This window comes from Salegentibacter sp., assembly GCF_041642575.1.
Classification (GTDB): Bacteria; Bacteroidota; Bacteroidia; order Flavobacteriales; family Flavobacteriaceae; genus Salegentibacter.
In genome coordinates, this window is the sequence record NZ_JBEPWD010000001.1 from 112,021 (window position 1) to 132,655 (window position 20,635).

General features: G+C 38.7%; 19 protein-coding genes and 1 tRNA gene. 3 read left to right on the forward strand and 17 right to left on the reverse strand.

What is annotated here, in order from left to right; all coding sequences use genetic code 11:
• Positions 1–41: 41 nt before the first annotated feature.
• From ACESK1_RS00525 to ACESK1_RS00535, 3 genes are all read right to left on the reverse strand, one after another.
• The gene (locus ACESK1_RS00525; RefSeq protein ID WP_372916816.1) at positions 42–668 is read right to left on the reverse strand and encodes a DUF4403 family protein; all 627 of its coding nucleotides are present in this window, start codon (positions 666–668) and stop codon (positions 42–44) included.
• Positions 669–840: 172 nt separating this feature from the next.
• Positions 841–1,344, reverse strand: coding sequence for a hypothetical protein (locus ACESK1_RS00530; protein ID WP_372916818.1), 504 nt, complete (start codon positions 1,342–1,344; stop codon positions 841–843).
• A gap of 214 nt (positions 1,345–1,558) precedes the next feature.
• Positions 1,559–2,071, reverse strand: coding sequence for a DUF421 domain-containing protein (locus ACESK1_RS00535; protein WP_372916821.1), 513 nt, complete (start codon positions 2,069–2,071; stop codon positions 1,559–1,561).
• A 502-nt stretch (positions 2,072–2,573) separates the two neighbouring features.
• On the opposite strand from ACESK1_RS00535, the gene ACESK1_RS00540 reads away from it, so the two are divergent.
• Positions 2,574–3,128 carry a helix-turn-helix transcriptional regulator gene (locus ACESK1_RS00540; RefSeq protein ID WP_372916823.1) on the forward strand — a complete coding sequence of 185 codons (555 nt, stop codon included), beginning with the start codon at positions 2,574–2,576 and terminating at the stop codon, positions 3,126–3,128.
• Between the two features lie 79 nt (positions 3,129–3,207).
• A complete protein-coding gene (locus ACESK1_RS00545) occupies positions 3,208–4,653 on the forward strand; it encodes an alpha/beta hydrolase family protein (protein ID WP_372916825.1) in 1,446 nt (481 codons plus the stop codon).
• Positions 4,654–4,825: 172 nt separating this feature from the next.
• Here ACESK1_RS00545 and ACESK1_RS00550 read toward each other — a convergent pair whose 3' ends face one another.
• From ACESK1_RS00550 to ACESK1_RS00590, 9 genes are all read right to left on the reverse strand, one after another.
• Positions 4,826–5,230: a BLUF domain-containing protein gene (locus ACESK1_RS00550; RefSeq protein WP_372916827.1), complete on the reverse strand. Its 405-nt coding sequence runs from the start codon at positions 5,228–5,230 to the stop codon at positions 4,826–4,828.
• Positions 5,231–5,326: 96 nt separating this feature from the next.
• Positions 5,327–5,677: a hypothetical protein gene (locus tag ACESK1_RS00555; protein ID WP_372916829.1), complete on the reverse strand. Its 351-nt coding sequence runs from the start codon at positions 5,675–5,677 to the stop codon at positions 5,327–5,329.
• Between the two features lie 276 nt (positions 5,678–5,953).
• A tRNA-Met gene (locus tag ACESK1_RS00560) sits at positions 5,954–6,026 on the reverse strand.
• Between the two features lie 55 nt (positions 6,027–6,081).
• Positions 6,082–6,435: an STAS/SEC14 domain-containing protein gene (locus ACESK1_RS00565; RefSeq protein ID WP_372916831.1), complete on the reverse strand. Its 354-nt coding sequence runs from the start codon at positions 6,433–6,435 to the stop codon at positions 6,082–6,084.
• Positions 6,436–6,515: 80 nt separating this feature from the next.
• Positions 6,516–6,698 carry a CPXCG motif-containing cysteine-rich protein gene (locus ACESK1_RS00570; RefSeq protein ID WP_372916832.1) on the reverse strand — a complete coding sequence of 61 codons (183 nt, stop codon included), beginning with the start codon at positions 6,696–6,698 and terminating at the stop codon, positions 6,516–6,518.
• A complete protein-coding gene (locus ACESK1_RS00575) occupies positions 6,698–8,038 on the reverse strand; it encodes a TolC family protein (RefSeq protein WP_372916834.1) in 1,341 nt (446 codons plus the stop codon). Before ACESK1_RS00575 ends, ACESK1_RS00570 begins: the two co-directional genes overlap by 1 nt.
• A complete protein-coding gene (locus ACESK1_RS00580) occupies positions 8,016–11,213 on the reverse strand; it encodes an efflux RND transporter permease subunit (RefSeq protein ID WP_372916836.1) in 3,198 nt (1,065 codons plus the stop codon). Before ACESK1_RS00580 ends, ACESK1_RS00575 begins: the two co-directional genes overlap by 23 nt.
• 2 nt (positions 11,214–11,215) lie before the next feature.
• On the reverse strand, positions 11,216–12,352 hold the full coding sequence (locus ACESK1_RS00585; RefSeq protein WP_372916838.1) for an efflux RND transporter periplasmic adaptor subunit: 1,137 nt from the start codon (positions 12,350–12,352) through the stop codon (positions 11,216–11,218).
• A 51-nt stretch (positions 12,353–12,403) separates the two neighbouring features.
• Positions 12,404–14,323, reverse strand: coding sequence for an ABC-F family ATP-binding cassette domain-containing protein (locus ACESK1_RS00590; RefSeq protein ID WP_372916840.1), 1,920 nt, complete (start codon positions 14,321–14,323; stop codon positions 12,404–12,406).
• 153 nt (positions 14,324–14,476) lie between these two features.
• Between ACESK1_RS00590 and ACESK1_RS00595 the strand changes: the two genes are divergently transcribed.
• Positions 14,477–14,875 (forward strand): DUF983 domain-containing protein, encoded by a 399-nt coding sequence (locus ACESK1_RS00595; protein WP_372916842.1) that lies wholly within the window; start codon positions 14,477–14,479, stop codon positions 14,873–14,875.
• On the opposite strand, the gene ACESK1_RS00600 is transcribed toward ACESK1_RS00595, so the two are convergent.
• The 5 genes from ACESK1_RS00600 to gldK all read right to left on the reverse strand — a co-directional run bounded on the left by ACESK1_RS00600 (position 14,863) and on the right by gldK (position 20,627).
• The gene (locus tag ACESK1_RS00600; RefSeq protein WP_372916844.1) at positions 14,863–15,918 is read right to left on the reverse strand and encodes an NAD(P)/FAD-dependent oxidoreductase; all 1,056 of its coding nucleotides are present in this window, start codon (positions 15,916–15,918) and stop codon (positions 14,863–14,865) included. The genes ACESK1_RS00595 and ACESK1_RS00600 overlap by 13 nt on opposite strands.
• A 106-nt stretch (positions 15,919–16,024) precedes the next feature.
• The gene (gene gldN / locus ACESK1_RS00605) at positions 16,025–16,915 is read right to left on the reverse strand and encodes a gliding motility protein GldN (protein ID WP_372916846.1); all 891 of its coding nucleotides are present in this window, start codon (positions 16,913–16,915) and stop codon (positions 16,025–16,027) included.
• Positions 16,916–16,929: 14 nt separating this feature from the next.
• Positions 16,930–18,492, reverse strand: coding sequence for a gliding motility protein GldM (gene gldM, locus ACESK1_RS00610; RefSeq protein WP_372916848.1), 1,563 nt, complete (start codon positions 18,490–18,492; stop codon positions 16,930–16,932).
• Between the two features lie 55 nt (positions 18,493–18,547).
• Positions 18,548–19,207, reverse strand: a complete 660-nt coding sequence (gene gldL / locus ACESK1_RS00615; RefSeq protein ID WP_372916850.1) for a gliding motility protein GldL — start codon at positions 19,205–19,207, stop codon at positions 18,548–18,550.
• Between the two features lie 52 nt (positions 19,208–19,259).
• Positions 19,260–20,627: a gliding motility lipoprotein GldK gene (gene gldK, locus ACESK1_RS00620; protein ID WP_372916852.1), complete on the reverse strand. Its 1,368-nt coding sequence runs from the start codon at positions 20,625–20,627 to the stop codon at positions 19,260–19,262.
• Between the last annotated feature and the right edge of the window lie 8 nt (positions 20,628–20,635).

Consider the following 20,635-nt stretch of genomic DNA (forward strand, 5'->3'; position numbering starts at 1 on the left):
TATTAGAGCCGCTAATGCGGCTCTTTTTTATACCTCCAAATTTACATTTTGTCGGCAGGGATTTTAATAAGTTCCGCAATGGCAAAACCTTCGATCTCTATTGAAATAAGAAATAAACTTTCTCCGGGGATAATATCAACAATCTTAAAATTTTCAAGGTAACCAGACAGGCTAATTTCCTCAGATGGTTTTATCTTCTCCTCCAGTTTTTGATTAATCTCCCTTAATTGTTTCTCGATGTGTGGAGAGAAATCCAGCTTCATTTTATTTTTTATTCTATCGTATATGAAAGTATTGGCCACCGCCTGAAGGCTCTTATCCATTAGCCAGTTGTTACTTTTCCCTTCGAGTTTAAAGTCTTTGACCATTATTTCCTGTTCCCCGGTATCAAATTCAATTGCTAAGTGAAGATGGATGCGTCCTTCTTTGTTTTTAAATAGCGAAGTGAGAGTTTTAAACTTAATATCCAACGCGAGATCATAGCCTTCTTTCCCGCTCTTTATAAGGGCCGCATCCAGGATTTCTGCATAGCTGGTTACCTCGCCATCCTTATCCTCAGTTTCTATTCGCTCGCCTATCATTTTATCCCTTAAGGCCTTATCCAAAACATTAAAGCCAATCTTAACCGGAAGCCGTATAGAAATTTTATCTTGTAATGAATTGCTCATAGAGGTAAGTTTAAAATTTACTCTCTAATTTAGAGTTTATCATTAAGAAAAAGGTAATATTAAATCAGGTTTATACTTCTTAAGGTGAAAAATAGGATTTTGTTAACTTAATGGAATAAAAAAAGCCCATGATCGTATATGATCATGGGCTTAATACTACTTTTATCCTGCCTTAGAAATCAATTTTTACTCTGAAATTTCCTTCGGAAATAAGCTTTCTTGAAAGATCAGTCTGGTTATGTCCCTGGAAAGAAAACCTACCGGTAAGATAATTCCCGTCGTCTTCTATAATCTCAATGATATCCTGAGAATTTCCTTTAACATTAAGCCATTCTCCATCTCCTTGTCGGTACTTAATCCAGCTGTTCTGGAAAGAGCTGCTGCCCAAAGAATAGAAATTATTCCCAATGTAATTAGAAATCCGAAATTCAATACTTTCATCGGATACCGTTCCAACTTTGAACAGGATATCCGTACTACCAGTATGAGTAACATATTTTTCACAGGAAATAATTCCTTCCATACCTTGCACAAACAGATCTACTCCATCTACTTTGGCGGTTAAAAATTCTTCTTCATCCATAAGTTGTAATGAATCGTCATCATTATTACAGCCTACTAGAAGACATGTCATCAAAAACAGGGGGACTGCGATTTTGTGGATGAAATTTTTCATAATAAAAGAACTTTAGTGATTACAAATTAACAAGCTCCTTAAAAGTATAAAATCAACAAATTCAATACAAGGGTGATTTTCCCCTAATTTACTGATAACTAGTTTTTTAACAAATGAAAAACCTTTAATAAAAAATCATCCTCAGATCATATCAGCATTTGTAAATAAAAAAAAAGTACCATTTAGGTGCTTGTACTCTTTAGATATTATGATTTTATTTTTGTTCTTTCTTAAGCACAAAACTAATGTCTCCATTGCGCTCTAACCGGGCAATTTTTACTTTGGTGATATCCCCACTATTTGTATTCAGCCTGAGTGACTGGATTAAGTCCTGTTCACTAAGGTGGCTGCTTTTTAAAGCCTCCCATTTAATTTCCCCGTCTTCAACTACAATCTTTTCAGCGCCCTTTATTAAGTTTCCAAACCGCGTAAATTTCACTGATAAAATTGAAAACACCCAGTGGATTAAAATAAGTAAAAGGGTTGCAAGAATCAGTTTAAAAAAAAGATCAGAGCGGGTAATTGCTCTGCTTAATAAAGATCCTATTATAATAGAGAGAATAAAATCGAAGGCTGTCATTTTTTCTACGAAACGTTTATTACCAATCCTTACCAATGCGATACCAACAATATAGATCACTACAGTTCTGCTGAGCACATGAACTGTTTCCAGCTCATCGGCTTCAATACCAAAAAGGGAATCGAGAAAGGTTAATATATCTTCCATAAAAAAATTAAACTGCTTCGGACTATTCCTTCTGAAAAAGTAAACTTCTCAGGAGAAAAACACCTAAAGTTAATATTTCCTGATAAGGAAAATATTTATATTTCGTTAAATGCGGCTACAGAATTACTGAAAATTCAGAATCCTTCTTGTTCGGAATGATAATCTGTATTATTTTGAATAAAAAAACTTTCTGGCAGAAGTTTGATCATGTTTAGGCGCGATAGCGCGTTTGTTTATTTTTTGCGGCCAACTGTAAAACGGCTTGCTCACAGTTACAGCACTTGTTCATTTTGTATTTCTTTTCTCCTTTTTGAATGTTTCGTTAATCGGGTGCAGGTTGATTCGAAAAAAAAAGTGCTTGAGTTTATTATCTGATAAAAAAGAATGAAAGAGAAAATTGCTTTATTTTTTTCTATATTGAAAGTGAATCCGATTCTTTTGCCAAATAGTTGCTATTCCTCCAGAACTCCTACTTTGGTGAAAATCTACGTTGATATTAAGAATGGAGTTTAGAGTTGATCCCGATACCTGGTTTGTTTTTAGCATCTTGTTTATTAGCGGATTGGGACTATTTATAGTAGGCTTTATAGCTATCCCTTATTTACTCCGGAAAAAACAAATGGAACGGCTGCAATTCAAATTTGATAGAAAGAGTGATCGCTTTGACAAAATAGAAAAGAAAATTTCACAACGTAGGGAAACTCAATTAGAGAAGAACAATCAGAAGTTAAAATCTGATCTAAGGGTATCTCTCAGAGAAATAGCAAAAAACAACCGGCACGAACCTGAGACGCTTACTTTCTTTTCAGATTTTGAAAAAATATATCCTGATTTTACATCATCCCTTCAGAAAATTATTCCAAATATTACATCGAATGAAATAAAGCTATGCGCACTGCTCCGTTTGAATTTGAGCGCAAAAGAAGTGAGTGAGCTTTTAAACATCACCCCGGAAAGTGTGAATAAAGCACGTTATAGATTAAGGAAAAAAATTGGCTTACAAGCTAAGGATGATTTAGATATTTACCTTTTAAATATATCAAGTTCAACCGATTAAAATCCTGTCCATTATTTGTCCATTATCATTTATATAAAATTAGGAGAACTCCTCAGTATGTTTGTTTAAAACAAGAACGATGAGATTTTTCGAGATTATTTTACTGGTAATTACTACTACCTATCCAATTTTATTTTTACTTAAGCTCAAAACTCCAAAGAAGAAAATTTTTGCATTATTTATAGGAATTATTTTCCTTTTGCATTTAGTTTTAGAAGGAGCCAGATGGCAAATGACTCCGGGATATTTAATAGTCCTTGGAGTTCTACTTGTATTGCTGAAACAACCAATATTTGGGAAATTTAATTTATTGGTAAAGATATTTCTTACGTCCGGCTTGGTAATTATTTTAATACTTAGTTGGCTTTTACCTATTATTTTACCTGTTTTCAAATTACCCACGCCCACCGGTAACCTTGAGATTGGCTCAAAGTATATTCATATAAAAACCGATAGGCCGGAATTAATAACTCTTAATAAAGATGATAAGAGGGAATTAATAGTTAAAGTCTGGTATCCCGCCCAGAGTGCAGATGAAAGCAAGGAAAAATACCTGGATGAAGGAAATAGACTTGGCTTTGCTGAGAAATATGGTTTACCCGGATGGACCATGAATTATTTAGACCTTATAAAAACTAACACCTATAGAAGTCCGGAAGTTGCAAAAGGGAAATTTCCGGTAATAATTTTTTCTCACGGACACTATTCTAAAGCCTTTGGTTACTATGCGCTTATTGAAGAAATAGTAAGCCAGGGTTACATTGTTGTAAACATCAATCATACTTATGAAAGCACAGGTTCAGTATTTCCAGACGGAAATTTAAAGCTTTATAATACTACCTATGACAGCTTAAATAATAACCAGAAAATGGCAGAAATGGCGTGGAATGCCACCCAGGAATTTAAACAGGCAGAAAATCCTGAAGAAGAATTTAAGGCAGTTAAAGACTTACTGGAGGATTACATTGCAGCTGAAAGTATTAAAAGATGGAGTAAAGATATTTCTTCGGTCATAGATCATTTAGAAAATGATGAGAGCTTCTCATTCTTAAGAAATCAAATTATTAATTCAAATATTGGTGTTTTGGGTCATTCGCATGGCGGAGCTGCAGCAGGCCAGGTTTTACTTGAGGACAATCGAGTTAAAGCTGCAATAAATATAGATGGTACTCAATGGGGCCCTATGGTAAATAGCACTTTAAATAAACCTTTTGCCTATATATCTTCAGACTGGCCTGAGGAGCAACCAAATTTTAATGAACATGCGTTCCGAAATAAAAGCAATGCCGACTTTTATAATATTAAAATTGAAAATTCTGGACATTCCAATTTTATGGATCTCCCTTTGATGGTCAATTTTTCTGCTATAAATGAGGCGGGAAGTATAGCTCCATTCAGGGCTTATAAGATTACAAATTCACTTTTAACCAATTTTTTCGATAAATACCTTTTGAATAAGCAGCCTATAAACTTATTCGAAATGGAGAAAGAGTATAAGGAAATTACTGTCGAACCAGAATTTTAGATTAAGTATTTCTAGAATCACTTATTATTATCAGTGGTTAGAGATAAGAATTGGATATTTGATTCGTGCGGTTAAAAGAATTACAAGGCCACCGTAGCCAACCACCAAGAGGATTAAACTCCAAAACGGTGACGTGTTTTTCACCTTTCTACTTTTAAAGCAGTAATAATAGTTATTCTCCTGCTATTGATTGAAGTACTCTTTCAACAGCTTTCCGTTCAGCTGGGCCTAAAACCTCAACGTGGCGTTGATAGGTGTCTAAATTTGAACTATCTAATTTGCTGGTATCGGTAACAAATCTACTTATATAACCATCAAATGCGGGCTTGTCAACGGGCCTATCAACAAACTTGATAATATTATTATGTCGTGAATCTTTTTCAATTTGAGAATAAAGACTCTTAACCACCTCTTTCTCACCTTCTACTAATTGAAAAAAATTAGTTTCCGCATAAAGAAGAACACCAGTTATATCATGACTATTATTAAACTTATTTACTTGCTCAAATAGGTCTGCAATATCTTCTTCATTAAGATTAGGATTTGCAGTACTTACATAGGAAATGGCATATCTCATCATTTGCGAATTTACGTAGGTATCAAATATATCTTTTATAAATAGCGGTTTTTTGGTTTCCGGAAAACTCTTGTTGGTCAATTCAGTTTAATCAAATTAACTAATTTCCCAATTAAAGAAATTGGATAATAAAATAAAAATTACAATGAGAATAATTACAGGAAGAATGACTAATAATAGAATTTTTTGCTCTGAACTTTTTTTGAAGGAGTCTCTAATTAATCTTTCTTCAAATCTTTCTAAAGAAAGATGTTTTTCAATGTTGCCTTTTAAAGCCTCTTGCCCTCTTTTTGTTATCTTAAATTGACCATCGGGGGTTACATACAATAAATTGTATTTCTGTAACTGAAGAAAAATCTTTTCCTCTTCTTCGTTTTTAAAATCTGGAAGATGGTTTAACCCGTTCTGAAACTGCCGGAGAATTTGTTCTGGTAGATTTTGAGTCATGGGTTCGAGCAGTTTTCTAAATAAATTGTTTAGACCAACAAATGTACAGAAAGTTCTTAAACTCAAACTTTTGAAGAACGAAGATTATAACCCCCTCATTTTTCTGCTGTGAATAAAATATCTTTTAGGGATGGTTTAATCATAAATTCTGAAACAAGGCAATATGGAATCAAAAAAAAAAGAACAGTTTAATCTCTGTAATCGCAGATATAGCAAAGGGCGAGAAAGGTTCTAAAAGTAAAAAAGCCACCCGAAAGGGTGGCTTGTCTTCTACAGTAGCGGGAACTGGACTCGAACCAGTGACCTTCGGGTTATGAGCCCGACGAGCTACCTACTGCTCTATCCCGCGATATTGGACTGCAAATATACAGTCATTTTATAATTCTCCAAAGCTTTTTTTGTAATTATTCCATCACCCAATTCATCGCCTTTAGTCGTTCCTTTTTTTCAAAGGATTTCACCTTCGAAGAAACCAACAGATCTTTTATTTCCATTGATTTTTGAAACACTTTATCATCCGTAACCACCGCGATCTTTTGTAAATCCCGCGAATGGGAATAGTTGAATTCTAAAGCCTTCAAAAAAGCTTTTACTGAAATACCCTGGTCAGATTCGTCCTCCAGGTACAAGCAAATGGGAGACACCACTTCTAAGCGGTTTTTTATCGTTGATAGGATCTCCTCTATTTTCTGTTGATTAATTTCTTCATTAATAATGAAACCAACAACATTTTGGGCAAATTCGAAAGTTTTTTCCATTGTAATACAAATGGTTAGGATGCTTCCGAAGTTAAAAAAAGAAAACCAAATCTAAGACTGCTTAAGAATAATTTAAACTTTTACTGCTCAATATTCATCGCTTCAAAAGAAATTAATTCTCCATCCACGAATGAAACCTTAATCTCAATTGGATTACAACAGTTTTCACAGTCTTCAATATAAGTCTGGCGGCTAACCGAAGGATCGAGCAATACCGAAATTTCCTGCCAGCAATATGGACATTGAAAAAATTGTTCAAACATTATAACTCAATATTTAGTAACTGCCCGGTAAGCTGAAGCAATTCCAGTTCTGCGAGTTTAGCATCATATTTGGCAAGGTTCTTACTGGTTTGTGCGTCAAGAAGATTGACCTGGGCTTGTCGGAATTCAATTGAAGTGATGCGTCCGAGTTTGAATTGTTCTTCCGAGCGTTCAAAATTATCCTGGTTGGTAGCTACATTTTCTTCCTGAACCCGGTAGATATAAAGTTTATTCTCATAGTTCCCCAGGGCATTTGCTATATTACGTCTTACCTCAAGCTCAATTTGATTTTTAAGCAGCTCCTGGTTCTCATAATTGATCTTTGCGTTTTGAATCTGAACGCTGGTTCTTCCTCCATCAAAGAGGTTCCAGTTAAGACTAACCCCGGCTGAAATACCATCGGTGGTGGTGGTGCTTCCAGGAAAAAAGGCAGTTGCAGCACTTCTGTTCCTGTTCCAGCCGTAAGAACCGGTAAGATCAATTGTGGGCAGGTAGCCCGACCGGCTTATCTTAATATCATAATCGCTGATGTTCAGATTTTTCTCTATCTGCAACAAAGACACATTATTTAAAGAGGCTTCATCTACGAAAGCCTCCAATTGGAGTTCAGGAAAGAAATTAACCGTGGTATCTACCACAAATTCCTTATCCGTAATTTCCCTGTCAAGCAATACATTCAGGTCTCGTTTAGTATTATGAAGTTGCTGCCGGGTTTCCAAAAGATTAATACTGTCGTTATTAACATCTACCCTGGCATTTAATATTGCAAGGTTGTTAGTTTGGCCGTACTCAAACTGGTACTGCGCCCTGGTGACACGTTCTTCTGAAGTTTCTAATACATCCTTCAGAACTTCGATATTCTCCGTTAAACGAGCGATCTCATAATATACGCTCATGAGTTGCAGGATGGTGTTTTCTATGGTTTCCCTGGCTTCAAGCTGCGAGAGATCATACTGTTCTTTCAGACTTTTAAAATTGTAAAGCCTTCCGAGACCGTCAAACAGTGTATAATCAACATTAATAGAGGCATTATACCTGTTACTTTCAATACCTTGCTGATCTACATTTTCACGATCTTCAGGTTCTGTAAGCCTATCATTAAGATCATAACCTGCACCGGCCTGTCCGGAAAGCCTGGGCAAATACCCAGAATTAAGTATCCCCTGATTGTTCTCTGCGATCTCCACCTGATTCCTGGCGATCTTTATTCCGAAGTTATTCTCCAGGGCTCTTGTAATAGCTTCCTCTTTGGTAATAACCTCCTGTTCCTGAGCTGAAACCTGGAATACAACTAAAAAAATAATAAAAAATGTAAACCTAAGTTCTTTCTTCATGCTCATGCTCTTCTTTTTGTTCCTTAATTGCACGTTCAACCTCCTCACTCGAGACCCTGTTTCCGGTTGCCAGCCATTTTCCTCCAATTTTAATATTATTACTGATTGATAATAGCAATGGCAGTAGCAAAAGAGTCAAAACCGTGGCGATAGCTATTCCGTAGGAAATGGAGATGGCCATAGGTTTAAGGAATTGAGCCTGTCTGCTCTTTTCAAGTAACAGAGGCGCCATTCCTGCAATAGTGGTTACCGAGGTAAGAAAAATAGCTCTAAATCTTGCTCTTCCGGCTTCGTACAAGGCATCCTCGAATTTCATTCCCGATCGCAAATTACCATTGAATTTACTGATAAGTACCAGTCCGTCATTCACCATAATCCCTATTAAAGCAATAATTCCTAAAGCCGAAAGTACATTCACAGGGAAATCATGGATCCAGTGGCCCCAGGCCACTCCTATAATACTAAAAGGAATCATTAGCATCAGTAAAAACGGTTGACTGTAACTTCTGAAGGTAAAGGCGATCGTGGCGTATATCAGAAATAGAATTACCGGAAGTACACCTTTTGCAGAATTCGTCAATTTGTTGGCCTCTCGATTCTGACCCTCATAAGAAACTCCCAGACTGGGATATTTTGACAATAGATCCGGCATCACATTATTTCTAATATCAGAAAGGATATCTGTAGAGCTACCGTTTGGATCCTCCATATCTGCACTCACCCTTATTTCGCGCATCCCATCGAGGTGACTTATGGATTCTGTTCCCCTTATAATTTCATAGGTAGCGATCTCATTAAAAGGCACCCGGTTTCCGGAAGTTGTTGTAATTCGCATATCATCAAGGTCGTTAATAGACGACCTGTTTTCACGGTTGTAGCGAACCCAAACCCTTATCTCATCCTGTCCCCGCTGAAAACGTTGTGCCTGGGTTCCGAAAAATCCATTTCGCACCTGTCGCATTATCTCACTTAGGTCAAGACCAAGGGCGTATGCGTTATCTTTTAACTGAATATTGATCTCCTTAATCCCTTTGGGATCGTTGTCTTTAACATCTTTTAAAAGAGGGTTATTTTCAAAGTTTGCTTTTAATTCCTCTTTCGCGGCTTCAAGTTCATCGAGATTGTTACCCAACAAGGAAACCGATATCGGATCTCCCCCAAAATTTCCACCGGAACCAAAGGTGAGGTTCTCCACCCCAAAAACCGGCCCTACTTCTTCTCTAATGGCATTTGTAATATCAGGAGAACTAAAATCTCTTTCCTCCCCGGGTAATAAATTAACCTGCAGAGAAGCTTTGTTATTTCCTGGTCCTACCCTTTTTATTATATTTTCGATCACCGAAATATTATCGGTTTGTCTTGCAGTAAAATCTTCGTTCACACGCCAGGCAGCTTCTTCCACCATGGTTATAATTGAGTCTGTCCTGGCCGGATTAACACCCTCAGCCATTAAAAGATCAATACTCACTCTGTCACTGGCAACACTGGGAAACAAACTTACTTTAATCCAGTTGCCTCCAATTGCACCAATAGTCAGGATTAGAATTGAGGCCAATATTCCCAGGGAAAGAATTTGCTGTCGTAATACAAATCTTAAGACCGGGCTATAAAATTTATCCCGGTTGTAACGCATAATGCGGTCTCCAATCTTATTTATTTCGCGCATTTTGCTGAAGAAGCCTGTTTTTTTCTTGCCGGGTTCTTCAGTTTTTCGCTGTAGTGCTTTTGAATGTGCAATGTGAGCCGGAAGTATTATCAGCGCCTCCACCAGAGAAACAGCTAATGTGAGGATCACTACTGTCGAAACTTCGCTAAAGAACTCTCCAATCCGACTATCAAGAAACAGGAAGGCCGAAAAAGCGAGAATCGTAGTTATTATCGCTGAAATAATTGGAGGCACCACTTCCATAGTTCCATCGAGGGCAGCCTGAACTGGTGATTTCCCCATTTCGTAATGCTGATAGATATTCTCCCCTATTACAATCCCATCATCAACCAAAATTCCTATCACGATGATCATCCCAAATAAGGAAAGTACATTTATAGTTACCCCAAACTGGCCGGCGAAAATAAACATCCCGAGAAAGGCAATAGGAAGACCAAAGGCCACCCAAAATGCCAGGCGGATATTTAGGAAAAGAGCAAGGAAGAAAATTACTAAAAGAATTCCCACCGCCCCGTTTTCCAATAAAAGTTGGGTACGCTGCCCCAAAGTGATAGAGGAATCTGAAACCACATCCAACTGTATGTTACTACTTTTGGAATTGTAATCGGCTACATATTTTTTTATTGCCGAAGCTGCAGATAAAAGATCTTCGTTGTTGGTGTTGCTAATTGAAACATTAACCGCAGTATTTCCGTTGAAAAAAGAAGCGTTAGGCGTTTCACTAAATTGATCACGTACGGTGGCTACATCGCTAAGCCTTGTGATCTGTCCGCTTTCCGAAGAACGCACCACAAGATCATTAAGAGCATCGGCATAATAGGAACGGCTGTTTGCTCTAATTAAATAATCTTCAGCATCGGTTTTAATTGTTCCACCGGTGCTCAATATATTAGCCGAAGCAACTGTACGTGCAACCTCCGCAAAAGTAAGGTTATAGGCTAAAAGATCATTCTGGCTAACGGCAATTTCAATTTCTTCTTCAGGGAAACCTGATATTTCTATCTGGGAAATCCCATCTATTCTTCTAAGATCGTTCTCTATCTGCTCGCTAATGCGTTTTAAGGTCACCAATGGCACATCTTCCCCACTTATAGCAAAACTTATGGAAGGGCGCACCCTTTCCTGTTTAGAAACAACCAGTGGCTCCATCCCGCCGGGAAAAGTGGGGACACGATCTACTGCATTCTTCACCTCGGTGAGCATCACATCAATATTTTCTCCCTGTTCTATCTCTACAGTGATCGAGCCTCCACTTTCACGAGCCACAGAGGTAACCCTGTCAATCCCAACAAGCCCCTTAAGGTTATCCTCGATCTTAAGAATTATTCCCTCTTCGATCTCTTCAGGAGCAGATCCGGGATAGTTCACACTAATATTTATGATTCTTGAATCTTCCAGAGGAAAGAAAGAGGAATTCAAACTGAAGATCCCAACCAAGCCAAAAATCGCAAAGGCGAGGATAACCACGTTAACGGCAACCTCGTACTTTATGAAGTAACTAATTAATTTTCTCACCACTAAAGGGTTTTAGTTGTGTCTTCTTCCTGCTGAATCTGCACTACCTGCCCGGGATAAGCTCCGGGTACCGGGGCAGAGATCAGTTTGGTTCCATCCTCAAGCCCTTTGATCACAACGCTTTTTGAAGCAAAATATACAGGTTCAACTTCCTGAAGGGCCAGAATACTGTCTCTTACCACATAAACTTTAGAACGATCTATTAAAAGTTCCCTGGGAATTTCTATAGCTTTCTCCTCTTCACGGGCATCCAAACTCGCTTCCAGATACATTCCTTCTTTAACTTCGGGATCTTCTACGCGAATAAAAACCTGAATGGTTTGGGATTCTCTGTCTACCCTTGCATTTATTCGGCTAACGGTTCCGGTATAAGTCTGGGTTTTCTCCAGGTTCTGTAGCTTAACATCCTCTCCTTGTTCCAGGAGATCTGAAAATCTTTTTGGAACGGCTACCTCAAGTTCATAAACCGATGGATCTATAAACTCCCCTAATTTTTGTCCTGAACGAATGAGAGTTCCGGGGTTAACAGTAGCCTCGGTTAAAACTCCATCAAAAGGGGCACGCATAGTAAATTTAACTAAACGCTCTTCAAGATTCTTAATCTCGTAGTAAGCTGAAACAATGCCGCGACCGGTGATGAAGTACTTTTCCTTTTCAGAATCTAATTCAGGTAATGGCGGCACCGATTTATTAATGTCGAAATTACTTAAATAAGTTTGCCATTTTTCAAAAACTTCCGGATAATCCATCCTTAAGTCAGGCATTATAGATGTAATGGCGTTGTATAATTCATTCCGCGCAGAAAGGACTCCAGCGTAATATTCTTCAGAATCAATATCTAAAAGCACCTGCCCACGGGAATATTTTTGACCCGGTCTGAAGTCTTTACTACTTGACCGGAATACGCCTTGTACTTCAGCATAAAGTTCGAGTTTTTTCAGAGCAGTTACATTTCCGTTAGCGGGAATAATTATGGGTACCGGCCCATTTTTCACCGTACTAACAAATACATTTTTCACAGTTTTCCTTGCGGGGGGAACCTCCTGTACATTACTATCTATAATAGCTTTAGCTCCAAATACTGCCAGAATAATCAGCAATATCCCTAAAATCGAAAGAATAATTTTTCTTAAATCCATACGGCGGTTAGACTTACAAAGCCTTAGATAGTTTAATAAACAATTTATAAATTATGCATAACGATCCAGTTTTTCCTGTAGCTCTTCCCATTTTTGCATCTGTTCTTCCAGTTCCTTCTTCGTCTTATTATACTTTTCAAGGAAATCTGGTTTGGCCATTACCTCTTCATAATTTGTGGCAAGCTCAGCATCCTTTTCCTTGATCTCTTTCTCCAGTTTTCCGATCCTGGATTCGGTATTACTGAGTTTATTCTGAAGGGATTTTAATTTCTTCTGATCCTTGTAAGATTGCTTTCCTTCATCCGGCTGATTGCTCTTTGCTACCCGTGCAACTTCATCTTTTTTCTCTATAGCACGCATATTTTCGACCTGTCTCTGATTCAGGTAAAAGTCGATATCGCCAAGATATTCCTTTATTTTCCTGTTTTTGAATTCATAGACTGTCTTTGAAAGTCCCTGGAGAAAATCCCTGTCGTGAGAAACAAGGATCAAGGTGCCTTCAAAACTCTTTAAAGCCTGCTTTAATACATTTTTAGATTTGATGTCAAGGTGGTTGGTAGGCTCATCCATTACCAGCACGTTGAAGGGTTGAAGCAATAATTTTGCAAGCGCCAGGCGGTTGCGCTCCCCTCCCGAAAGGACCTTTACTTTTTTATCTACTTCCTCTCCTCTGAATAAAAAGGAACCAAGAATATCTCTAACCTTGCTTCGGTTTTTTTCATTTGCCGCATCGATCATGGTATCATGTACGGTTTTCTCTCCATCCAGGTATTCGGCCTGGTTCTGGGCAAAGTACCCAATCTGTACATTATGCCCTAATTTTAATTTTCCAGTATGAGGGATTTCATTCACGATGATCTTTGCCAGGGTGGTTTTACCCTGGCCGTTTTGTCCTACAAAAGCTATTTTGCTACCGCGCTCTATGAGCAGGTTAATATCTTCTAAGACCTGGTTTTCGCCGTAAGCTTTTCCAACATGTTCAGCCTCAATAACCACCTTTCCTGGTTGCACTGAAACCGGGAAATTAATACTCATTACAGCATTATCATCTTCATCTACTTCAATACGATCTAATTTATCCAGCTTTTTGACGAGCGATTGGGCCATAGAGGCTTTTGATGCCTTCGCTTTGAATTTCTCTATAAGCTTTTCATTTCGCTCAATTTCTTTTTGCTGATTTTTCTGGGCAGCCAGCTGTTGCTCCCTGAGTTCATTGCGAAGCTCAAGGTATTGTGAATATGGTTTCTTGAAATCATAGATCTTTCCCAGTGAAATTTCAATGGTTCGGTTGGTTACATTATCCAGAAACATCTTATCGTGTGATACAATTACCACACATCCCGGATAATTGTTAAGAAAGCTTTCCAACCAGATAATACTTTCAATATCGAGGTGGTTGGTAGGCTCATCCAGCAATAAAATATCATTATTCTGAAGCAGGATCTTTGCCAGTTCTATTCTCATTCTCCACCCTCCGGAAAAAGTATCGGTAATCTTATCAAATTGATCCCGGCTAAAACCAAGTCCCAACAGTACCTTTTCAGTATCTCCCTGATAGTTGTATCCTCCAATGATCTCATACTGATGAGTAACTTCGCTTAACTCCTGAATGAGATCTGAATAAGAATCGCTCTCATAATCGGTCCTTGTAGCAAGTTGGTTATTGATGTGATCTATTTTTTTCTCAAGAGCCTTGATCTCCACAAAAGCCTGCTGGGCTTCCTCCACTACAGTTCTACCCTGAACAAAGTCTATATCCTGTTTTAAAAAGCCTATTTTGAGCTCTTTATCCTTTGCTATCTGCCCGCCGTCATATTCCTGTTCTCCTGCCAGGATCTTCAGCATCGTAGATTTCCCGGCACCGTTTTTTCCAATCAGACCAACGCGATCACCGCCGTTTAATCTAAAGGTTACTTCTTCGAAAAGGTACTCGCCGCCAAAGGAAACGGACAGATTATGAATATTAAGCATTTATGATTTTTATTTTTGCAAATATGCCTAAATTTACCTTGCAAAAAAAACGAGATGAATCCAGCATGCTGCTGGACCCAAAATTGGCAGCACACAGGAATATGATTATAAGCCTGTGCCTAATTCCTCATTTGGGAAAAAAATTACAAACACATGAAATTCCTTAAAGGCAAAAAGTTATATAGTATTTTATTTGGTGTTTGCCCCGTTTGTCACGAGGAAAGTATGTACAAAGAAAACAACCCATACATACTAAACCGTATTTTTGAGATGCATGAACGCTGTTCCAACTGCGGCACAAAATATAAGATAGAGCCTTCATTTTTTTATGGTGCCATGTACGTAAGTTATGCGGTAGGAATTGCTTTTGCAGTGGCTGCATTTATCATTTCCCACATTTTTTTTGATGCCGGACTCCTGGTCTCATTTTGGGCAATCATTGGAACACTGGTGGTTTTTATGCCGGTGATAATGCGTCTTTCCAGAAATATCTGGATCAATTTCTTTATGAATTATAAAAAAGACGCAGGTAAAACACATCAGACTGAATAATGCTTTTTTGTGAATCGGGCCAAATCAAATTCTCCCGGTAGTGCTTTTCCTTTTTCCATTAGGTGAAGCATTTCTTCTGAAAGCATTGGGGCTATAAGCATCCCCCTGCTTCCAAAACCATTGCAACAATACAAATTCTTATACTCAGGGTGCTGTCCCGCAAGTGGTCTACGGTCCTTACTCGCGGGTCTTATTCCCGCAACCTGGTCTACCACATCAAATTTGCAATTAAATAGTGCGGTAATTTTCCGGGTTAATTCCTCTCTTGCACTTTCAGTAGTTTCAGGAGTGTTATCGCCATTATTATAGGTCGCTCCAACCCGGTAGAGATTATTCCCCATTGGAATAATAAATACTGAGGATTTTACAATTTCCTGCATTTGAAGTTCTTCTGAATAAATTATAATGTATTCTCCCTTATTGCCATTTAATGGAAGATAATTAAAATAGGGGTTCTTTTTTAAACCGAAACCTTCGCAGAAAATTATATTCCTGGCCTTTAAACCATTGTAATCCACATGGTCTTCTTCAATTTTTAAGGCCTGATGGTCAAAATTCTCAAAACTTATCACATTTTGCTTTTTCAGATGATTTCCGTATTCTGATATCATTAATTCTGTATCGACCGTTCCTGTATGCAGAACTTCCCCGAATCCAAAATCAGATTCAATACAGGGATTTAATTTCTGTTTAAGATCAGTGTTCAGGAATTTTGAAAGCACAGGCTTATCGGCGGCAGAAAACCAGTTGTTCTGTTCTTCGGCTGAATTGAATCTTCTGTAAATCTTCCGGGGATAAAACAATCTAACCTGAAGTTTTTCCTCGATTTTCCTGTAGAATGGAATTGCAATTTCAAGTTGCTTATCGGCCTGCCAGGCCAGAGTAAATCGTTTCAGAATAACCGGATTAATTAGCCCGGCTGCTACCACAGAGGCTTGTTGAGTACCCCCTTCGAATACCTTATAGCTTAATCCGTTTTCCTCAAGTCGCTCACAGAGAGAAATCCCACTCAGCCCTAAACCAACAATTATATAGTCTAACATAGCTTAAAAATAAAACTTCTCAGGGAAACTCCGAAACTTAATATTTATCCCAATAAAAAAAGCGTCCGTAAAAAGGACGCTTTTTTTATATTGATAAGGAACTTCATTAGTAGTTCCACATATCCTGCTCGAAATTCCGAATTTGTTCTTTTATACGTTCAGATTCCAGAAGCTGCATGAAGGCATTATCTACAATATAATCGTTAATTTGCCTGTCTCCCTGGACGTTCTCTTCCTGATAAATAATCCCGTTAAACCGCCTTGCATTAAGCAAATGATCAAAGCTTAAACTTTGTGAGCTGTTACCTCCGCTAAACGCCTGGTGTTCGTGTAGCAGTTCACGGGCATCAGGGAACCAAACCCAGAAAAGCTCAACAAGGTCAGTTTGGCCTGAATCGATGAAGTTTACATCTGGCGCAACCGGTGCAATTCCGAGTAAACGATACTTTAATTCAGCCTGACGCTTATCGAAATACCACATCCCACGGATATGATATTCAGCAATATCAGCAGCGGTAAGATCACGTCTATCTATAAACTGTTCGTCTACCTGTTCACCGGCATTATATTGTTCAATACCGAGATCAGTAGTGTCAACCTTAGAAAGAGTTGCCTCAATGTCCTTAAGTGAGCGTTTTTCGGTAAAATAAGAATCGGCATATATATTTTCAATTGTACCATCCTTTATACCTTTCATCAAAACATCGTAAAGAGCTCGACGATTTCCACCAATATTATTAGTGTCTATTGGGTAAAACAATGGGAAGTTTACCCGCTCATCAAGATCAATGATCTCCCATACATTTTTAGACCAAAGTACATCTCTGTCTTCAATATAGCCATATTCCAGGGGTTCATCATTAAGATCGCTTAAAAGCTGAGCTTCGGTTGGTTCACCGATCTCATCAGGGCTTTTAGCGTTCAGAATGTTTGTTTGCCCAAAGGAAACTGTGGTGAAAAACACCAGTGTTATAGCAAATAATCCTCTCCAGCTCATGGTCATAATTTTTATTAATTAGTAAGCTCAATTACTACAGGAGCTACTTTCTTCAGCATATATCCGGAATTATTAGATAAACGCGCATTGATATCAAATATTGTGACGTTCTCTCCTCTTCCTGCACGTCTCAAGGCAGCTTTTGCTCTGTCATCAAGACGACTTCCATTAACCTGGATAGTTGGTTGTCCAGGAACTTTAAAGCTGAATCCGGAAACATTTAGATCGATGTCAAAGTCAAAATCAGGTAAAGCGGCTCCAATGCTGGACACTTCAAGACTGTTACGTTGCATCTTTACTGCGCCGTCTTCACCACGCACTGTACCAACAGGACGAGGAATATCTTTTATTCTAAAAGTCGAACTTGAAGGATAGCTTTCCCCATCTATAGTTCCCGTAACATTAATCTTAACCTCTCTTGCCTGAAGACTGGTAACATCCATCATATAGCTGCTTCCTGAAGTCTTTCTTAAACCTGGAGCTGATGCACTCACGTTATTATCCGGCACTCCAGCCATAGAAATGGTAAGCGGGTTCTGTACCCCACGATAAAGAACATTCATCTTGTCAGCAGATATTGTAGCCGCATTAGGTTTTGGAATTACAGAAAACTCCTGCTCTACAGGAACAACAGTTTCTTCTCCGCCTTCCACAAAAATAAGACTCCCTTCAAGTTTATGTTGCCCGGCACTTCCTGCATCCACATTTAACACTACCCTACCATCTTCGATGGTATAGTCAGATTCGCTTAATTCACGTCCATCAAGGCTTAATTCAACCCTGTTAGGTTTGGTGGTAGCATCTTTTCTTCCCAGTACAATAGAGCCATCAAAAGTTTCTCCCTGGTAATAAGCAGACCTTGGAGTCTCAAGCAAAGTCGTATAGTTGGTCATTGCGACCTCACTCTGTAACTGCCCGGACAACATAGCCGAAAGAATATCATTCTCGGTTGTTTTAATATCAGATTGGGTTTGCGTCATCTTGGTTAAAGAAGCGATCAAAGGATAACCCTGGTAATGATACATTAGCCATGGTTGAGTTACGTTCTCTCTATTGGTTACTTCCTCAGTAGAAAATTCCTCAGCAACCTCTTCAGCAATTTGTTGATAATCATCTCCTATTATTTCGATTACTCCTTCACGGTAGACTCTTATCTGCTCCAGGAACTCTTCTCCCTTAGGACTAACCCTTCCACTGGCAAAGAACATATTGTCCAGTTTATCTGACCTGTCCATAGCCTCATAATTGCTTTTCCCTTCTTCATCATATTCTGCCAGCAATTCGTTCTTTATGCCTTCGATATAATCATTAAGGTTTTGCGAGAGTTCGTGAACTCTTTCAGCATCTTCTTTAATCTCTACGTATTTTTCAGGTTGCTCATCGACTTTGGCGTCAAGGCCTGCCATAAAAGCATTGTTACGTTCAGTGGTAGATATATTTGATGCATTTAATTTTTCGTTCATAAGTCCGAAGGCCGTAAGAACCTCCTTAGACATATTTAATGCCATCATCGCGATGAAAACCAGATACATTAGGTTAATCATCTTTTGTCTTGGTGTTTGTCTTCCAGACGCCATGTGCTAATTAGTTTTGTTGTTTAAAATTTCGGATAACTCGTTGGGTTTAATTAAACTAATTAGTGGTCACCCTACCATTCATAGCTGTAAGCATTCCACCGTAAACTCCGTTAAGAGAAGACAGGTTGGTTGCCAGCGAATCCATTTGATCTTTTAGCCTACCAGCGTTTTCTGCAACTTCCTGGTTGATCTCAGCCTGTCGTGAGGCCGATTCAACCTGCACTTTATAAATATTGTTTAAAGTTTCCATTTGAGCGGCAGCCATGGTAAGCTCTTCACTGTATTTTTTCTGTGAAGCCATACCATCCACTGTAGGAGCAATTCCTTTAGCTGCTCCTTCAAAGTTTCGAATACTTTCTCCGAGGCTACTCATCAGATTTGCATCTATTTTAGCATCCCGAAGCATTTCATCAAGCTTTTTAGATAAAAGGCCTTCTGCTTCTTTCTCTTCTTCAACAACCATGGATTGCTTTCTATTATCGGCGGCAGTTGCTCCTGCCAATTCAGGATAAACTAAAGACCAGTCAAGATCATCGTCTACCGGTTCAAATGCTGAATATGCAAAAACCAGAGCTTCAACAATAAGTCCTGCAATAAGCATAGGGTTACCACCAGGCCAGTGCATTAATTTAAAAAGCGCTCCTAATATTACAATAGATGCACCTAAACCGTACACCATATTGGTTATTTTTTTTGAGGATCTTGAATTTGCCATAATTAAGAGGGATTTAGATTTTCTTTATTTTAAAATAGGTTATAGTTCCGGGTTAATTAGTGTTGGGTTGGTTGAGGGTAACATCTGTACCTAAATAATCCTGTACAGTTCTGAAGCCAATATAACTTCTTGCAGAATCTGCATATTCATAATCCCTGGAGCTAACTTGCAGGAAGTATGCAACATCTTTCCAGGATCCTCCGCGCACCACTTTGCGCATGTCTTCTTCGTTATTAACGGTAGGGTTCATTGAAGACATATATTGATAGGATGCAGGATCATAAGAGGAGTTCACCCATTCTGATACGTTCCCTGCCATATTATACAACCCGTAGTCATTAGGGTCGTAAGATTTAGCCTCTACGGTATAAAGCGCCTGATCTGCGGCGTAATCGCCCCGCAAAGGCTTAAAGTTTGCCATAAAACATCCGCGGTCATTCTTTGCGTAAGGACCACCCCATGGGTATGTTGCTCCTTCTAGGCCGCCCCGGGCTGCATATTCCCATTCCGCCTCAGTTGGCAGTCTATATAAGGGCACATTGTGGTCTCCTTTAGATCGCCTGTAGGCATTATGGTAAAAAGTTCTCCACTGGGTGAAGGCTTTGGCCTGTTTCCAGGAAACTCCTACCACGGGATATTCATCAAAAGCACTATGCCAGAAATAATCATTATGCATAGGCTCGTTATAGGAATAGTTAAAGTCTTTTATCCAGACAGTAGTATCAGGATAGATGGCAATTTCTTCGCTTTGAATAAAATCACTTCTGTTCCCTTCAGTTCTTGCCGCCTGCTCAATATTCATATAGGAATATTTGAACTTAAGTTTTTTAACATCAATTGTACGCTGGCCATTGTATACTTCCTCCATCGGAATATACATAGTATCCATCACCTCGGCATAATAAACATCAGGATAATCTTCGGTATCCCAGATTATATCCACATCCTTATTAAGTTTTCGATTTTCATAATCATCGGTAGGGCCACCTGTACCATAGGAATTAAGCATATATTCCTCGTAGGGGCTAAGGTCATCGGTATCTGCATCTGCAAAAGCATATTCCCCAATTCCGTCATTCCCGGGAGTTTCTCCCATTTCTTCAGCCATTATTGCTAAACGAACCCTAACGATTGAATCTTTTACATAATCTACAAATTGGCGGTATTCCGCATTAGTGATTTCGGTTTCATCCATATAGAATGACCGAACGGTCACAGTTTTTGGAGGTGCGTTCTTTTGGTCTGCGATATCATCATCAGATTTCCCCATGATAAAAGCTCCACCTGGGATTAATGTCATACCGTAAGGTTTCTCCGGATTCCATTTTTTCCCTTTCGCACCCACCAGCTGCCCACGGTCTCCCCGGCCACAACTAAAAAGCAAGGCAAGAACAGCAATTAGCGAAATAAACTTCTTCATAATTTCTC

Excerpts from the sequence above, each read along its gene's own strand:
- gldL (WP_372916850.1), bottom strand. The coding sequence starts at position 19,207 with ATGGCAAATTCAAGATCCTCAAAAAAAATAACCAATATGGTGTACGGT.
- ACESK1_RS00545 (WP_372916825.1), top strand. The coding sequence starts at position 3,208 with ATGAGATTTTTCGAGATTATTTTACTGGTAATTACTACTACCTATCCA.
- ACESK1_RS00540 (WP_372916823.1), top strand. The coding sequence starts at position 2,574 with ATGGAGTTTAGAGTTGATCCCGATACCTGGTTTGTTTTTAGCATCTTG.
- ACESK1_RS00555 (WP_372916829.1), bottom strand. The coding sequence starts at position 5,677 with ATGACTCAAAATCTACCAGAACAAATTCTCCGGCAGTTTCAGAACGGG.
- ACESK1_RS00575 (WP_372916834.1), bottom strand. The coding sequence starts at position 8,038 with ATGAGCATGAAGAAAGAACTTAGGTTTACATTTTTTATTATTTTTTTA.
- ACESK1_RS00550 (WP_372916827.1), bottom strand. The coding sequence starts at position 5,230 with ATGAGATATGCCATTTCCTATGTAAGTACTGCAAATCCTAATCTTAAT.
- ACESK1_RS00600 (WP_372916844.1), bottom strand. The coding sequence starts at position 15,918 with ATGTTAGACTATATAATTGTTGGTTTAGGGCTGAGTGGGATTTCTCTC.
- ACESK1_RS00590 (WP_372916840.1), bottom strand. The coding sequence starts at position 14,323 with ATGCTTAATATTCATAATCTGTCCGTTTCCTTTGGCGGCGAGTACCTT.
- ACESK1_RS00525 (WP_372916816.1), bottom strand. The coding sequence starts at position 668 with ATGAGCAATTCATTACAAGATAAAATTTCTATACGGCTTCCGGTTAAG.
- gldK (WP_372916852.1), bottom strand. The coding sequence starts at position 20,627 with ATGAAGAAGTTTATTTCGCTAATTGCTGTTCTTGCCTTGCTTTTTAGT.
- gldM (WP_372916848.1), bottom strand. The coding sequence starts at position 18,492 with ATGGCGTCTGGAAGACAAACACCAAGACAAAAGATGATTAACCTAATG.
- gldN (WP_372916846.1), bottom strand. The coding sequence starts at position 16,915 with ATGAGCTGGAGAGGATTATTTGCTATAACACTGGTGTTTTTCACCACA.
- ACESK1_RS00570 (WP_372916832.1), bottom strand. The coding sequence starts at position 6,698 with ATGTTTGAACAATTTTTTCAATGTCCATATTGCTGGCAGGAAATTTCG.
- ACESK1_RS00565 (WP_372916831.1), bottom strand. The coding sequence starts at position 6,435 with ATGGAAAAAACTTTCGAATTTGCCCAAAATGTTGTTGGTTTCATTATT.
- ACESK1_RS00585 (WP_372916838.1), bottom strand. The coding sequence starts at position 12,352 with ATGGATTTAAGAAAAATTATTCTTTCGATTTTAGGGATATTGCTGATT.
- ACESK1_RS00535 (WP_372916821.1), bottom strand. The coding sequence starts at position 2,071 with ATGGAAGATATATTAACCTTTCTCGATTCCCTTTTTGGTATTGAAGCC.
- ACESK1_RS00595 (WP_372916842.1), top strand. The coding sequence starts at position 14,477 with ATGAAATTCCTTAAAGGCAAAAAGTTATATAGTATTTTATTTGGTGTT.
- ACESK1_RS00530 (WP_372916818.1), bottom strand. The coding sequence starts at position 1,344 with ATGAAAAATTTCATCCACAAAATCGCAGTCCCCCTGTTTTTGATGACA.